The sequence below is a fragment of the Rhizobium sp. CG4 genome (genome assembly GCF_023701965.1).
Lineage (GTDB): Bacteria > Pseudomonadota > Alphaproteobacteria > Rhizobiales > Rhizobiaceae > Agrobacterium.
The window spans coordinates 975,555-991,276 of record NZ_JABAEG010000001.1 but is presented as its reverse complement, the minus strand read 5'-3'; the positions used below and the strand labels follow the sequence as shown (position 1 = coordinate 991,276).

Below are 15,722 nucleotides of genomic sequence, written 5' to 3'. Positions count from 1 at the left end.
ATGGCCTATTCGGCCGGAACCTTGATCTTTTTCGGTTTGGCGGGTGCGGCAGCCTTTGCAGCGGTTTTTCTTTTGACGGCCGGATGGGTGGCAGTGGATTCGTTCAAAAGTTTAAACTCCCGGGTCGCTTGACCCCAATGTTCGGCATCCCTGCCATTTGGATGTCCTTCTGCCTCCCACAGTGTGTAGGCACGCTTGCTGATCCATTCGTATTCCGAAGACTGCATTTCAAATCTCCTGTTGATGATCGTTGCTTGTGCAACGCGATACGCATGGCCGGCAGGACGCTGGACAGGGATTGCGCCGGCAATCTGAGAGGTCATTACAAGGCATGATTCGGCAGGCGTCAAGCGTTCTTGCTGCGCTGCAAGAACGCCATGGTTGCCATTTGTCAAATCCATGCGATTTTTGGGACGAAAGTTGTATCGATCCTGGACCGGCATTGGTGTTTATCAATGCATTGCCACCTGTAAAATGTACTTTCACAATGAAAACCGAACAGCGCTTCCTAGCATTCAATTTTAGGTGATCAGATGAATGACATGACCGGTCCCGACAATGAGCTCATGGTCGAGCGCAAAGGTTATCTTGGGATCATCCAGCTTAACCGGCCGCGTGCACTCAACAGTCTGAACCTGAATATGGTGCATCATATGAGGGAGGCATTGGCCACCTTCGCCGATGACCCTGAGATAACCAGTGTCATTGTTGCCGGTGAGGGCGGACGGGCCTTTTGCGCCGGCGGTGACATCCGCATTATCCATGACCTTGGCAAGGCAAACGATCCGGATGTCAGCCGTTTTTGGCGGGAGGAATTTCCGCTCAACTATACTATCGCACATTATCCCAAACCCTATATCGCTCTAATGGATGGCATTGTCATGGGAGGTGGCGTGGGGCTTTCCGCCCACGGTGCGTTCCGTGTGGTGACGGAGACGACACGTCTTGCGATGCCCGAAACCGGGATAGGCTATTTTCCAGATGTCGGGGTCAGCTGGCTTTTGCCAAAGGCGCCCGGGGAAATTGGCACATGGATGGGTTTGACGGGCAATGAGGTCAATGCTGCGGATGCGATATTTGCAGGACTTGCGGATGTGCACGTTCCGTCAGAGCGATTGGAGGAGTTGACCAAAGCAATCTCTGCACTTGGTCCATCGCATGTGCATAAGGGCATTGAGATGCTGTTGGCGCAATTTTCAACGCCGCCAGCACCGGGGATGTTTGAAACCGGTCGCGAGCTTATCGATGCCGTGTTTAGCCATAATACGGTTGAAGAGATTATTGCCACGTTGAAGGCCAGGGATGATGCTTTTTCGCAAACGACACTACAGACCCTGCAGAAGAGATCACCAACCAGCCTGAAAATCACCTTGCGTATGTTGCGGCTGGCCCGTGACAGTTCCGGTCTGATCGAATGTTTGGAGCGTGAATTCGCGGCTGGATTAGAGGTTTTAAAGGGCTATGATTTTTATGAGGGTGTGAGGGCGGCGATCATCGATAAGGACCGCAATCCCCAGTGGCAACCGGCTATGCTCAGCGATGTCACAAATGAAGATATCGTACGGTATTTTGGCCAAAATCCCCACCCCGTTTTTGCCAGCCACAGGCTGTAAACTTGCAAAAGCTTTAGGCAATACTTCCTCCTATTTGCCTGAGAGGGAATATTAATCGCATACCGCCAATTCATTTGGCGTAAAATTCTCCTTTCCGTAGAGGTGTTGGAGGGGGATTCCTCGCATGAGCGGGCTGCTATCTATAGTTTCATCCTCAGTTCATTTGTGGGGAATTCAATGAAGCGCCTTCTCATTCTCGGTTCAGCACTTGCTGTTCTCTTCTCCGGTCAGGCTTTTGCCCAAGCGCCGAAAACGCTGCTCAACGCATCCTATGACGTTGCGCGTGAAGTCTTTGCTGCCGAAAATGAAGCCTTCATCAAGGCGCATCCGGGCGTAACGGTTGACCAGTCTCACGCTGGTACATCCAAGCAGGCGCGCGCCATTGTCGAAGGTCTGGAAGCCGACGTTGTGACGTTCAATCAGGTAACGGATATCGATTTTCTGGTGAAGCAGGGTTTTGTCTCTGCTGACTGGCAGAAAGACTTTCCGAACAACGCTTCGCCATTCTACTCCTTCCCGTCTTTCCTCGTTCGCGCCGGTAACCCGAAGAATATCAAGGACTGGGACGATCTGGCGCGCGATGATGTGAAGATTGTTTTCCCAAACCCGAAAACCTCCGGCAATGCCCGCTACACCTATCTGGCTGCCACCGCATATGCCAAGGAAGTGTTTAAGGGCGACGAGGCGAAGGTTGAAGGTTTCGTCAAGAAAATCTTTGAGAACGTTCCGGTTTTTGACACCGGAGGCCGCGCTGCCACCACCACCTTCGTTGAACGCGAAATCGGTGACGTGATCATCACATTTGAAGCTGAAACCCGTGGCATTGCCAAGCAATATGGCACCGACAAGTTCGAAAGCGTGGTGCCGTCGGTCAGCCTGCTTGCAGAATTCCCGGTTGCTGTCGTCGACAAGGTCGTTGACAAGCGCGGCTCGCGTGAACTGGCAAAATCCTACCTCGACTTCCTCTATACGGAAGAAGGTCAGAAAATCGCCGCTGAATTCGGCCACCGCGTCAACAACGAAAAGGTCGCTGCAGAATTCAAGGATCAGTTCCCAGCAATTCGCCTGGTGACAGTGGGCGATGTTTTCGGTGGTTGGGATAAGGTGCAGAAGGAGCATTTTGCGTCCGGCGCCGTCCTTGACAAGCTTTACGGCAACCGTTGATAAAATCGCACTGAGTACGGATTTAACCCGGCAGGGCAAACCTGCCGGGTCAATTTGTTTGGGGGATGCCGTTTGAAACGCAATGTCTTGCCGGGGTTAAGCCTCTCACTCGGCGTAACCCTTTTTTACGTTGGCGTTATCGTGTTGCTGCCGCTGGCAGCACTGGTGTTCAAGGCTGCCAGCCTTGGGCCTGTTGAATACTGGAACATCGTGTCGTCGCCGCGCGCGGTTGCCAGCTACCGAGTTACGGTTCTTTGCGCCTTGGCGGCCACTTGCTTTAACGTGGTGTTCGGTTTGGCGCTGGCATGGGTGCTGACCCGTTACCGTTTTCCCGGCTGGCGTTTTGTCGATGCAATTGTCGATCTGCCCTTCGCCTTGCCGACCGCAGTTGCCGGTATCGCACTGACTGCCCTGTTTGCAGGCAATGGCTGGTTTGGCTCCGTTCTCGCAATGGTCGGTATCAAGGTTGCCTACACGCCGATCGGCATCATGATTGCGATGGCCTTTACCAGCCTGCCCTTTATCGTGCGCACTGTGCAGCCGGTGCTGGAAGACCTCGATCCTGCTCTCGAAGAGGCCGCACAATCGCTTGGTGGCTCTGACTGGGAAATCTTTCGCAAAGTCATTCTGCCGTTGCTCACACCCGCCATTCTGGCGGGTCTTTCGCTGTCCTTTGCCCGCAGTCTGGGTGAATTTGGTGCGATTATTTTTATCGCCGGAAACCAGCCATTTGAAACTGAAATCACCTCGTTGCTCGTTTTCATTCGGCTCGAGGAATATGACTACCAGGCCGCCGCAGCGATTGCATCGGTGCTGTTGTTGACGGCATTCCTGATGCTGGCGGTGACCAACCTGCTGCAGGCTCGGGCCCTTCGTTATACGGTGAGGAGTTGAAGCCATGAGTGCAATCTATTCTCATCGCAAACCGCCACGCGTCGGTGATACACCGCTTGTTCGCCGCTCCTTGATTGCCTTTGTGTTGATCATCGGTTTCCTGCTGGTGGTTGCGCCACTTGTTATCATTGGTGTTGAGGCTTTTTCGGCTGGCTTGAAGGCCTATTCCGCGACGATCATTCATCCGGATACACGCCACGCGATTTTCCTGACGGTGGTTACGGCGCTGATTGCGGTTCCGATCAATACGGTGTTCGGTATTGCGGCGGCATGGGCAATCACCAAGTTTGATTTTCCCGGTCGCAGGCTGCTTCTGGTGGTCATTGAAATACCTTTTTCGATCTCTCCGATTGTTGCGGGTGTGGCCTATCTATTTGTCTATGGTCTGCAGGGGCTGTTTGGGCCGTTGCTGGATGCCTACGACATCAAGATCCTGTTTGCCCTTCCGGGCATCGTGATTGCGTCGATGTTCGTGACGGCACCCTTTGTGGCGCGTGAGCTTATTCCGCTGATGCAGGCGCAGGGCCGTGATCTGGAAGAGGCGGCAACCTCGCTGGGTGCTTCCGGCTGGCGGACATTCTTCTCGGTCACATTGCCGAATATCAAATGGGCTTTGCTGTATGGCGTTGTGCTCTGCAACGCGCGTGTGATGGGCGAATTCGGCGCGGTGTCAGTGGTATCGGGCAATATTCGCGGGCAAACCAATACGCTGCCGCTGCATATCGAGCTGCTTTATCATGACTATCAGACGGCGGGCGCCTTCGCGTCCGCCTCCATTCTGGCTTTCCTGGCGGTGGTCACCATCATTGCCAAGGTCATGCTGGAACGACGCGGCGCCGGGCGTGGCCGCAAGGCTGAAAATGGTGCCAGTGCTGCATCCACGGAGACACATGCATGAAAATCCGCCTCGAAAATGTGGTGAAGACCTTCGATACATTCCGTGCCGTGCATGATGTGTCTCTGGATATCGAAAGCGGTGAATTGCTTGCGCTGCTTGGCCCTTCCGGTTCTGGCAAAACGACGATCCTGCGCATGGTGGCCGGGCTTGAATATGCCGATGGCGGCCGCATCATGTTTGGTGACGAGGACGCGACCAATATTCCGGTGAGAGACCGTGGGGTTGGTTTTGTGTTCCAGCATTATGCGCTGTTTCCACACATGACGCTCAATGAAAACATTGCTTTTGGCATGAAGGTGTCACGCGTCAAACGTGACAAGGCAGCGATTGCGGCACGCGTTGACGAGCTGTTGCGGCTGGTAAAGCTGGACGGGCTGGGTGATCGGTTTCCGGCGCAGATTTCCGGCGGCCAGCGTCAGCGTGTTGCTCTGGCACGCGCGCTTTCGGTTGATCCAAAAGTGTTGCTGCTGGATGAGCCTTTTGGTGCTCTCGACGCCAATGTGCGCCGTGATCTGCGCCGCTGGTTGCGCGAAATTCATGAGGAGCTTGGTATCACCACGATTTTCGTGACGCATGATCAGGAGGAAGCGCTCGATCTGGCCGACCGTGTCGTCATTCTGAAAGACGGAAAGATCGAGCAGCAGGGCACGTCTAAAGAGGTTTGCCGCAATCCGGTGTCGCCGTTCGTCATGCGCTTTCTGGGCGATGCCAATCGTATCTCCGGCGTTGCCAGAAACGGCAAGGTGTTTGTCGGCGAAATGGAATTGCCCTTTGCCTATCATTCCGGTGACGGCAAGGTCGATATCTTCGTTCGTCCAGTCGATCTGGATTGGGAACACCTCCACGACGGGTTGCCTGCGAAGGTTATCCGGGTGCTGGACCGGGCCGGTGAACGACGGGTGATTGCCAGCACCGAAGCCGGGGATATCCTCGAATTCGATGTGCCCCCGGAAAACGGTGTAGAGGCTGGTGAAACCGGATATGTGGTCGTGCGACGGGCCCGGATTTTTCCAGCAAGCTAAAGCCGTGGGTATTATGAGGTGAGGGTAAATTCGCCCTGCGCCTTGATTTCACCATTGATCAGCAGATCGACCTGATGGCGGCCTGGATAATGTGTCCGGGTCGTAAAGTCTTTGATAGCGCGGTTGATGCCAAGTTCGACACGCTCGCCAGGTTCCAGATGCAGTTCTTTCCATTTGAAAACCTTGGGCGCCGTGCTGCCAGCTTTTTTGACGTAGTGGAGGGCATAGTCCACTACCAGCTTTTGTCGCTCCGTACCGGTCGCCTTGATCGCAGCGGCAATTCGTACATTCTCTCCAAGTGAGATGTTGTCAGGTGATACCTGAAAGCTTTCAACAACAACGTCTGCCTTGCCCTTCACGCCAAGAATGGCCAGAGCCGAGTTGTCGCCTTTCTTGATCAGGGTACGCAGCGCCTGGCGGATGATCCACGTGGTGTGCTGATTATCCGTGGGCCATGTCGCCACCTTCTGCAAAACGAAGGCCGGATTATCCTTGGTGATGTCATTGAGATGGTTGGCCACGGATTTGCGGACATAAAGGGACGGATCGCTTTTCAGCTTCTCCAGAATAGGCATGACCGGGGCGGGGTCGTATACCAATGCCTTTAACTGGAAAGACCATGGCAAGCGCGGACGGCAACCTTCCGAACTCAGCCGACGCACATGCTCGTTTTCATCAAATGCCCATGTCTGCATAACATCCAATGTGCGCGACATGTCCTTTGCCAGAAAATGCCGGATTGCAAATTCCGATGAGCCGAAACGGGTGAAATAGTGCAGCGCCTGCATCGACTGTTCGAAATGGTCCTGACCATAAAGCGCCACATATTCTGCAAGGCTGATCGAGGCGAAACCATGATTGATGTGAGGCGCAAGAGCCGTGAGAATTTCGATATTACGGTTGTAGTCGCCGGGCAAAACGGCGTGCCAGGCAATGGCAACTTGCCGCATGCGTTGCATGATGCCGAGATCATCAAGTCCCAACATGGCATGGTGCATGAAAGCCGCCTCATCAAAAGGTGCGTGTGCTGCCTTGGTAATCGACGCAAGGTGCCGCAGGCGGTCGCGATTGAATATTTCCTTCAGGGCGGGCTGGGGTTCTTGCGCCATTTTCTGCGATCCGATTGTTCTCTTTTTGTTCCTTAATCGTAAAACGACAGCGAGGCAATCGATAAAAGAAAACCCGGCGTTTGTGGCGCCGGGTTTCCTCGAAAAGCAGTGCTGTATCAGCTCATCTGGCTGATGAAGCGGGTTTCGAGATAAGCCTGTGTGGCTTCAGAGCCACCTTCCGTGCCGTAACCACTGTCCTTGATGCCACCAAACGGCACTTCCGGCAGGGCCAGACCATTGTGGTTGATGGTCAGCATGCCTGCTTCCACTTGGCGACCGAGGTCGTGGGCTGTCTTGGCAGAACCGGTGAAGGCGTAAGAGGCGAGACCGAAGGGCAAGCGGTTTGCTTCCGTCACTGCGTCCTCGAACTTCGAGAACTTGTTGATGATAGCGACCGGGCCGAACGGCTCGTCATTCATGATCTTGGCGTGGGTTGGTACATTGGCCAGAACCGTTGGCTCGAAGAAGTTGCCGCGGTTGCCGATGCGGTTGCCACCGGTCTTCAACTCGGCGCCATGCGAAACAGCATCGTTGATCAGTGCTTCGATGGCCGGAATGCGGCGTTCATTGGCCAGCGGGCCCATGGTGACATCGCTTTCAAGGCCATTGCCAACCTTGACGGCCTTGGCAGCTTCCACGAAGCCTTCAAGGAAACGATCGGCCACACCCTCCTGAACCAGGAAGCGGGTCGGAGAAACACAGACCTGTCCGGCATTGCGATACTTCGACAGGGAGGTAACAGCAATTGCCTTTTCGATGTCGGCGTCATCAAAGATCATAACCGGTGCGTGACCGCCCAGTTCCATGGTGGCGCGCTTCATGTGCTTGCCAGCCAAGGCGGCAAGGTGTTTGCCGATTGGTGTCGAACCGGTAAACGAAATCTTGCGGATAACCGGATGCGGAATGAGGTATTCGGAAATTTCGGCAGGAACACCATAAACGAGGTTGATAACGCCAGCCGGAACGCCGGCATCAGCAAAGGCGCGGATCAGTTCGGCCGGAGATGCCGGGGTTTCCTCTGGTGCCTTGACGATGATCGAACATCCAGTGGACAGGGCAGCGGACAGCTTGCGGACGATCTGGTTGATCGGGAAGTTCCACGGTGTGAAGGCGGCAACCGGGCCAACCGGCAGCTTGATGGCAAGCTGCGAAACCCCAGTGGCGCGTGATGGAATGACCTGGCCGTAGGTTCTGCGGGCTTCTTCGGCAAACCAGTCGATGGTGTCGGCCGCGCCCACCACTTCCATGGCAGACTGTGCCAGCGGTTTGCCCTGTTCGCGGGTCATGATCCAGGCAATGTAATCCTTGCGTTCGCGCAGAATGTCGGCAGCGCGACGCATGATCTTGGAGCGATCATAAGGCGAGGTATCACGCCAGACTTTGAACCCTTCGTCCGCCGCGGCCAGCGCCAGATCGAGATCAGGCTTGGTGGCGTGGGCAATCTTGCCAATAATTTCGTCGGTTGCGGGGTCGCTGACGGCAATCGTCTCACTGTTGATGGCATTGCGCCATTCGCCGTTGATGAAAAGCTGGATGTCTGGATAAGTGTACATGTCAAACCTTTGTGATTTGGTGTGTATCAGCGCGCTAGGGGGAGACCAATTCCAGGACTTGTCCGGTGGTTACAAAACCATAGACGTGAAACTGGCTAACAGCGCGTTGTAAAATCTTTGTGCCGTTATAGGATGGGAGACCGGACACCTGACATATTGGGTTTCGTCTGCTGCATTGCAATATGATTTGCGTTCAAATTTATTGAACTGAAACGTCATTTTAGATGCTGATGGGCGCAATTTGTGCGTTTCAAATCATGTTCAGCAATGAAAAAAACCGGCACCTTTTTGGATGCCGGTTTTTTGCTGCTGATGGCTTGTAAGATCAGAAGAAGGCTTGAATACCGGTCTGCGCACGCCCAAGGATCAGTGCATGCACATCATGCGTGCCTTCGTAGGTGTTGACTGTTTCCAGGTTCTGGGCATGGCGCATGACGTGATACTCGATCTGGATACCGTTGCCGCCGTGCATGTCACGGGCTTGGCGCGCCACATCCAGTGCCTTGCCGCAATTGTTGCGCTTGACGATGGAAATCATTTCCGGTGCCATCTTGTGTTCATCCATCAGGCGGCCAACCCGCAAGGAGGCCTGCAGACCAAGGGTGATTTCCGTTTGCATGTCGGCCAGTTTCTTCTGGTAAAGCTGCATGCCAGCCAGCGGCTTGCCGAACTGCTTGCGGTCAAGGCCATATTGACGGGCGCGGACCCAGCAATCTTCCGCTGCACCCAGCACGCCCCAGGAAATGCCGTATCGGGCGCGGTTGAGGCAACCGAACGGGCCCTTGAGGCCGGAGACGTTTGGCAGTAGCGCGTCTTCGCCAACTTCAACGCCGTCCATGACGATTTCACCTGTTATCGACGCGCGCAGGGACAGTTTTCCGCCGATTTTTGGAGCTGAAAGACCCTTCATGCCTTTTTCCAGCACGAAGCCACGGATTTCATTGTTGTGTGCTTCCGACTTTGCCCAGACCACAAAAACATCCGCGATCGGTGCGTTGGAAATCCAGGTCTTGGCGCCACGCAGACGATAACCGCCTTCGATCTTTTCGGCGCGGGTTTTCATGCCGCCGGGATCGGAGCCGGCATCCGGTTCCGTCAGACCAAAGCAGCCGATCAGTTCGCCGGACACGAGGCCTGGCAGGTATTTGTCTTTCTGTTCTTCAGAGCCGTAGGCAAAGATCGGATAAATGACCAGCGAGGACTGCACGCTCATCATCGAACGATAGCCGCTGTCGATACGTTCGACTTCGCGTGCGACGAGACCATAGGCAACGTAACTTGCTTCTGCTGCGCCGTATTTCTCAGGCAAAGTCACACCCAGCAGGCCGGTCTGGCCCATCAGGCGGAACAATTCTGGCTCGGATGTCTCGGTGAGATAGGCTTCCTGAATGCGAGGCAGAAGTTCGGCTTCGGCAAATGCCGCCGCCGTATCGCGGATCATCCGCTCGTCTTCGGTCAGTTGGTCTTCGAGCAGGAAAGGGTCCTGCCAGTTGAATGCAACACGCTCACTCACAATTACGTCTCCTGTTTGTAGGAGCGATAATTGGGCATTGTGCCGTCGCAAGCAAGCAATGTTTACTCATTTTCCTATTCCATATAGTAATGATCCATGACAACGCTCAGCCGCAAATTACTGCCGTCCTCCAGTGCACTTGCCGCCTTCGATTCCGTGGCGCGGCTTGGCAGTTTTTCATTGGCTGCCGATGAGTTGTCGCTCACGCAGGGTGCTATCAGCCGGCAGGTTATGTCGCTGGAAGAGCAGCTTGGTGTACGATTGTTTGAGCGTGGTGCACGCGGTGTTTCGCTGACAGCTGAAGGCCGCACTTATGCCAAGGCAATAGGCGCAGCGCTGGGTGAAATACGCGCTGCATCTCTGCAGCTTATGACTAAAACGCATGGCAGTGTTTTAAATCTGGCCATGTTGCCGACATTCGGTACACGTTGGCTGTTGCCGCGTATTCCCGATTTTGTCGACAGCCACCCCGAGATCACCATCAATTTTGCCACCCGTATCGGCCAGTTCGATTTCGAGAGGGAGGGCATCGATATGGCGATCCATATCGGGCAGCCGGACTGGCCAGCGGCAGAAAGCACGTTTCTGATGCCGGAAATGGTGGCGCCGGTCTGCAGCCCTGCATTTCTGGCTGATCATCCCATCAAATCCGCGCAAGATATTGCCGATTTCCCGTTACTTCATATGGCATCACGGCCGGGCGCCTGGGATCACTGGTTTCAGAGCTTGGGTATTGTCACGTCTCCCTCCAAAGGCATGCGTTTCGAACAGTTTTCAAGCGTTGCGCAGGCCTGTATTGCCGGCCTTGGTATTGCATTGATGCCATTGTTTCTGATCGAGGTGGAGTTGAAGGTCGGGCAGATCGTGCAGGCGTTTCCGCATCAGGTCAGAAGCCCCAGTTCCTATTACGCCGTCGCGCCGGTTTCGCGCAGCAACCATGTGCCGGTAAAGTTGTTCCGAGAGTGGCTGCTGGGGCAGGTCGAGCAATATCGAAAACAGGCCAATTTATAAATTTTTAGCGTCGTTTGAGGGCGTTACCGCGTTATCCCTTGTTTTTGAGGCGACGGGACTCGACTCGCAAATTCATCTCGCTTATGCTGATTAAACGTTTAATCACTACGATTGATTGGTATGGCAACTCTGCGGCCCGGAACAAATCTGAGCGCGATCGCAACGGCATTGGGTGTGTCGGTTGCGACGGTGTCCAACGCGCTGTCGGGCAAGGGCCGTGTTTCTGCCGAATTGAGTGAAAAAATCCGCAAAACCGCTGATGAACTGGGTTATGTGCCAAGTTCTGCCGGGCGTGCACTTCGCACCGGCCGCAGCGGCGTTCTTGGGCTTGTTCTGCCCGACATTGCCAATCCCCTTTTCCCGCAAATTGCGCAGGCCATTGAACAGGCCGCTGGCAATGCCGGTTACGGCGTGCTGATTGCCGACTCCCGCGGCGAAATTTCCAAACAGACCGAAGCGATTAACCGGCTTATCGAGCGGGGTGTTGATGGCATGGTGATTGTTCCACGTCGTGGCACCCGCATTGCTGATGTGGATTTTCCGGTGGCTGTTATCGACAGCCCGTCGACACCCGGGAATACGGTCTCTGCCGACCACTGGGAAGGTGGCGCAACTCTTGGCAATTACCTTTCCGATCTCGGTCATCGCAAAATCCTGCTTGTCGGCAAAAACCCTGACTCCAACGTGCAGAATGACCGATTGGGTGGCATTCGCTCCGCCTTGCCAAATGGCTGCGTGACGGAGACATTGTGGATCGAACGGTTGGAACAGACGGCCGGCGGCGATTGCGGTCTCGGACTGGCGGAAAAGGTCCAGAACGGATTTACAGCATTTGCGGCTGTATCCGATCTGCATGCCCTGCGTATCCTGACGGAATTGCAGCGGGAAGGCATCAACGTGCCCGAGCAGGCCAGCGTTGCAGGATTTGATGATCTTATCTGGGGTCCTGTCGTCACGCCGCCATTGACCACAATGCGCATGGATATGGACCGTATTGCAGAAATTGCCGTGGCAGCACTCGTCAGCGTGATCGAAAACGAGGATGTGGCCGGAAAACAGATATCGGGAAATGTCACCTCGGAGGTGTCCAAGGTGCCGATGGAACTTGTCATTCGTGGTTCGGCAGGCCCGGTGACCAATCGTCTTATGAACGTCAAAAACTCTAGAGCTGGAGAACAAATAACATGAAAAAGATTCTTTTCGCGTCGGGCACAGCCTTGATGCTGACCATGGGTGCCGCACAGGCGCAGGACAAGACGCTGACGATCTCCGTCTACGCATTTGCCCAGGATGAGTTCAAGGAACTCGTCTACACACCATTCGAAGAAAAGTGTGGTTGCAAGCTGGTCGTTGAAACCGGCAACAGCGTTGAACGTCTTGCCAAGATGGAAGCCAACAAGGCAAATCCTGTCGTTGATCTCGCAATCGTTTCGATGGCTGACGCTCTTTCCGCCACACGCAAGGACCTGACGCAGAAGATCGATGCCGCCAAGGTTCCGAACATCGAAAAGCTGTACGACATTGCCAAGGACCCGAATGGCGACGGCATGAGTGTTGGCGTCAACTTCTACGCCACATCCATCGTTTATCGCACCGACAAGATGAAGATCGATTCCTGGGCTGATCTTCTGAAGGATGACGTTGTTGATCACGTTGCTTTCCCGAACGTCACCACCAACCAGGGCCCGCCAGCGCTCTATATGCTCGGCAAGGCCATCGGCAAGGACACGCCGGACCTGAAGGGCGCTATCGAAGCGCTCGGTGAAAAGAAGGACGAGATCGTAACCTTCTACGTGAAGTCTTCGCAGCTCGTGCAGCTCATGCAGCAGGAAGAAATCTGGGCCGCACCAATCGGTCGGTTCTCCTGGGCACCTTTCACCAAGCTTGACCTGCCACTGGCATGGGCAACGCCAAAGGAAGGCCAGACGGGCGGCATGAACGTTCTGATCCTGCCAAAGGATGGCAAGAACGAAGACCTGGCGCTGCAGTTCATGGACTTCTGGCTGTCCACAGACGTTCAGAAGGCTCTCGCTGAAAAGCTGGTCGACAGCCCGACCAACAAGGAAGTCAAGGTTTCCGACGATGTTGCCAACAACATCACCTATGGCGAAGAAACCGCAAAGAGCCTGCAGCTCATTCCGTCTGCTGTCGCTCTCGACAACCGCGACGCATGGTTGTCCGAGTGGAACGCCAAGGTCGGCCAGTAATACAGATAGCCTCCCAAGGCTTGAGGAGTGCGGCTCGGGGTAACCCGACCGCACTCCGCTCTTTACGAGGTTTGATTGCGCTTTGCGGTGCACGGTGCACCGCTTGAAGGATGATTTGAATGTTTCAGAACCGGACTGAAGCTCTGGCGCTTGCTCTGCCGGCAGCGATTTTTGCAGCAGCGGTTTTTCTTGTGCCGGTGTTCATGCTGCTTTCGGAGGGTTTCCACACTCCGCAAGGGTGGACATTGAGCGCCTATGTCGATTTTTTCTCCGAGCCGCTGAACCAGACGGTGTTTCTGCGCACCCTTAAGCTGGGTGCCATGGTAACGCTGGTCTCTGCGGTCATCGGTTATGTGGCGGCTTTCGCCATTGTCAGCCTGCCGCCCGGCTCCAAGGGACACGCTGTCAATCTGGTCGTTTTACCGCTGATGATTTCGCCGGTTGCCCGTACCTATGCGTGGATCGTTATTCTGGGCCGCACGGGTATCGTCAATCAGGCGCTGATGTCGATCGGTTTGAGCGACGCGCCGATCCGTATCCTGTTCAGTGAAACGGCCGTGTTTATCGGTCTGTTGCAGCTTTTCCTGCCATTGATGATCATTTCGCTGATCAGCGCGCTTGAAAACATGCCGAAGGACACGATTGCTGCGGCCCGCGTGCTCGGTGCCAACTGGTTCCAGGTGTTCTGGAAGGTCATTCTGCCGCTGACCAAAGAAGGTCTGGTGGTGGGTGGTACGCTGGTTTTCACCGGTTCGCTGACAGCCTATATCACGCCCGCCATCCTCGGCGGTTCCAAGGTGCTGATGCTTGAAACGCTGCTCTACCAGCAGGTTACGGTTTCGAACAATTTCGTATCCGCCAGCGTCATCGCCTTCATTCTCATCATCATGAGCTTTGCTGCCAACATCCTGCTCAAGCGACTGGCGACAGCGAGGAACAAGAAATGACCCAACGCCTTTTCATTCCCATTACGCTCCTGTTGGTGCTTGGCTTCCTTATCGGGCCGTTCCTGATCATTGTGGCGGCATCCTTCTCCGCCGGTGATACGCTGGCTTTTCCGCCGCAGGGTTTCTCCCTGAAATGGATCGCCAAGGTCTTTACTGTTGAGAGCTTCCGGGCAAGTTTTGCCATGTCGATGTTCCTGGCCATTGGCGGTACGTTTACGGCCCTGGTGCTCGGCATTCCCGCAGCTTACGCCATGTCGCGCTACAAGCTGCCGTTTGCCGAGACGGTCAGAACCATCGTTTCCGCGCCGATTATCGTGCCGGGCATCATCGTTGGTTTGGCATTGCTGCGTTATTTTGTCGTGCCATTTGGCGTTGGCATTACGCTGGCTCTGTTTCTGGCGCATACGGCGCTCATCCTGCCCTATGCGGTGCGGGTGGTGTCTGCCAGCCTCAACAACCTGCGTTCGGACATTGAGGAAGCGGCTGTTCTGCTTGGTTCCTCGCGGCTTGGTGCTTTCTTCCGGGTGGTGTTGCCCAACATCCGTGGCGGCATCCTGTCCGCCTTCATTCTTGGTTTCGTAACGAGCTTCAATCAGGTGCCTGTGTCGCTGTTCCTGTCCGGTCCAGGCGTGCGCACCCTGCCCATCGACATGCTGGGCTACATGGAAATTGTTTTCGATCCGTCCGTTGCCGCGCTTTCTTCGCTCTTAGCTTTCCTTTCCATCGGCATTGTTTTCCTTGCCGAACGTTTCCTGGGGTTCTCCCGTTATGTCTGACGCAAAATATCTCTCCCTTCAGAACCTCTCTCTGGCCTACGGCAATTCGATTGCCGTCAAGGATCTCAATCTGGACATCCGCAAGGGCGAATTGCTGGCGCTGCTTGGCCCGTCGGGCTGTGGCAAGACCACGACCATGCGCGCTGTTGCCGGCCTCATGCCGATTGCCGGTGGACGGATTGATCTTGATGGAGTCGACATTACCCGCGTATCTGCCAACAAGCGTGCGGTCGGTCTGGTGTTCCAGTCCTACGCGCTTTTCCCGCACCTGACGGTATTTGAGAATGTGGCCTTCGGCCTCAAGCTCAAGGGCATGACGGGCAAAAAACTGGAAGACAAGGTCAATTCCGGTTTGAAGTCGGTTGGCCTTTCCAACTTCGCGTCGCGCAAGCCGGCAGAACTTTCCGGCGGTCAGCAGCAACGTGTGGCATTGGCCCGTTCGATGGTGATGGAGCCGAAAGTGCTTCTGCTGGACGAGCCGCTGTCCAACCTCGATGCACGTCTGCGTCTTGAAATGCGCACTGAACTTCAGCGTGTTCAGAAGGAAACCGGCGTAACGATGATTTTCGTTACCCACGACCAGATCGAAGCACTGGCGCTTGCTGACCGCATCGTCGTGATGAAGGGCGGTGCCATCGAGCAGATCGGCACGCCGGAGGAGATCTATGATGCTCCGGTATCCTCTTTCGTTGCAGACTTCGTTGGCTTCGAAAATGTCTTTTCGCTTGACAATGGCCAGTTGAAAACGCCGAACGGCAATGTGGCTCTTTCTGGCCAGATCCCTGCTGCTGCAGGACTGGCCTGGCGGCCGCGCATGGTAAACCTCGGTTCCGGTCCTTTCCGGGGTACCGTGCGCGGCACGTCCTTTGCCGGCAACACACGTGAATATCTTCTCGATACGCCGCTTGGCCCGATCAAGGCGGAAACGGATGCCGCACTGCCATCGCATGCGCTGGGTGACCAACTTGATTTTGACCTGCCGATTGAAAAAGCGGCACGTCTGAACGAGGTCTGA

15 protein-coding genes are annotated in these 15,722 nt (G+C 55.1%); 11 read left to right on the top strand and 4 right to left on the bottom strand.

The window, feature by feature from the left end:
- Positions 1-5: 5 nt before the first annotated feature.
- The gene (locus HGO37_RS04685) at positions 6-227 is read right to left on the bottom strand and encodes a DUF2934 domain-containing protein (protein ID WP_250982315.1); all 222 of its coding nucleotides are present in this window, start codon (positions 225-227) and stop codon (positions 6-8) included.
- A 306-nt stretch (positions 228-533) separates the two neighbouring features.
- Between HGO37_RS04685 and HGO37_RS04680 the strand changes: the two genes are divergently transcribed.
- From HGO37_RS04680 to HGO37_RS04660, 5 genes are all read left to right on the top strand, one after another.
- Entirely contained in the window at positions 534-1,613 is a 1,080-nt protein-coding gene (locus HGO37_RS04680) for an enoyl-CoA hydratase/isomerase family protein (protein WP_502941373.1), read from the top strand.
- Between the two features lie 177 nt (positions 1,614-1,790).
- Positions 1,791-2,777 carry a thiosulfate ABC transporter substrate-binding protein CysP gene (gene cysP / locus HGO37_RS04675; RefSeq protein ID WP_250982314.1) on the top strand — a complete coding sequence of 329 codons (987 nt, stop codon included), beginning with the start codon at positions 1,791-1,793 and terminating at the stop codon, positions 2,775-2,777.
- Positions 2,778-2,849: 72 nt separating this feature from the next.
- Positions 2,850-3,671: a sulfate ABC transporter permease subunit CysT gene (gene cysT, locus HGO37_RS04670; protein ID WP_250982313.1), complete on the top strand. Its 822-nt coding sequence runs from the start codon at positions 2,850-2,852 to the stop codon at positions 3,669-3,671.
- 4 nt (positions 3,672-3,675) lie between these two features.
- Positions 3,676-4,569: a sulfate ABC transporter permease subunit CysW gene (gene cysW, locus HGO37_RS04665; protein WP_250982312.1), complete on the top strand. Its 894-nt coding sequence runs from the start codon at positions 3,676-3,678 to the stop codon at positions 4,567-4,569.
- Positions 4,566-5,591 (top strand): sulfate/molybdate ABC transporter ATP-binding protein, encoded by a 1,026-nt coding sequence (locus HGO37_RS04660; RefSeq protein WP_192487982.1) that lies wholly within the window; start codon positions 4,566-4,568, stop codon positions 5,589-5,591. The genes cysW and HGO37_RS04660 overlap by 4 nt, the downstream gene beginning before the upstream one ends.
- Positions 5,592-5,602: 11 nt before the next feature.
- On the opposite strand, the gene HGO37_RS04655 is transcribed toward HGO37_RS04660, so the two are convergent.
- The 3 genes from HGO37_RS04655 to HGO37_RS04645 all read right to left on the bottom strand — a co-directional run bounded on the left by HGO37_RS04655 (position 5,603) and on the right by HGO37_RS04645 (position 9,766).
- A complete protein-coding gene (locus HGO37_RS04655; protein ID WP_250982311.1) occupies positions 5,603-6,700 on the bottom strand; it encodes a DNA alkylation repair protein in 1,098 nt (365 codons plus the stop codon).
- A 116-nt stretch (positions 6,701-6,816) separates the two neighbouring features.
- Positions 6,817-8,253 (bottom strand): NAD-dependent succinate-semialdehyde dehydrogenase, encoded by a 1,437-nt coding sequence (locus HGO37_RS04650; RefSeq protein ID WP_250982310.1) that lies wholly within the window; start codon positions 8,251-8,253, stop codon positions 6,817-6,819.
- Between the two features lie 325 nt (positions 8,254-8,578).
- Positions 8,579-9,766 (bottom strand): acyl-CoA dehydrogenase, encoded by a 1,188-nt coding sequence (locus HGO37_RS04645; protein WP_250982309.1) that lies wholly within the window; start codon positions 9,764-9,766, stop codon positions 8,579-8,581.
- A 96-nt stretch (positions 9,767-9,862) separates the two neighbouring features.
- Here HGO37_RS04645 and HGO37_RS04640 point away from each other — a divergent pair, with 96 nt between their 5' ends.
- The 6 genes from HGO37_RS04640 to HGO37_RS04615 all read left to right on the top strand — a co-directional run bounded on the left by HGO37_RS04640 (position 9,863) and on the right by HGO37_RS04615 (position 15,722).
- Positions 9,863-10,777, top strand: a complete 915-nt coding sequence (locus HGO37_RS04640) for a LysR family transcriptional regulator (protein ID WP_192487986.1) — start codon at positions 9,863-9,865, stop codon at positions 10,775-10,777.
- 120 nt (positions 10,778-10,897) lie between these two features.
- A complete protein-coding gene (locus tag HGO37_RS04635) occupies positions 10,898-11,965 on the top strand; it encodes a LacI family DNA-binding transcriptional regulator (protein ID WP_250982308.1) in 1,068 nt (355 codons plus the stop codon).
- Positions 11,962-12,984 (top strand): ABC transporter substrate-binding protein, encoded by a 1,023-nt coding sequence (locus HGO37_RS04630; RefSeq protein ID WP_250982307.1) that lies wholly within the window; start codon positions 11,962-11,964, stop codon positions 12,982-12,984. The genes HGO37_RS04635 and HGO37_RS04630 overlap by 4 nt, the downstream gene beginning before the upstream one ends.
- A 119-nt stretch (positions 12,985-13,103) precedes the next feature.
- Positions 13,104-13,931 (top strand): ABC transporter permease, encoded by an 828-nt coding sequence (locus HGO37_RS04625; RefSeq protein WP_250982306.1) that lies wholly within the window; start codon positions 13,104-13,106, stop codon positions 13,929-13,931.
- Positions 13,928-14,707 carry an ABC transporter permease gene (locus tag HGO37_RS04620; RefSeq protein WP_250982305.1) on the top strand — a complete coding sequence of 260 codons (780 nt, stop codon included), beginning with the start codon at positions 13,928-13,930 and terminating at the stop codon, positions 14,705-14,707. The genes HGO37_RS04625 and HGO37_RS04620 overlap by 4 nt, the downstream gene beginning before the upstream one ends.
- Positions 14,700-15,722: an ABC transporter ATP-binding protein gene (locus HGO37_RS04615; RefSeq protein WP_250982304.1), complete on the top strand. Its 1,023-nt coding sequence runs from the start codon at positions 14,700-14,702 to the stop codon at positions 15,720-15,722. The genes HGO37_RS04620 and HGO37_RS04615 overlap by 8 nt, the downstream gene beginning before the upstream one ends.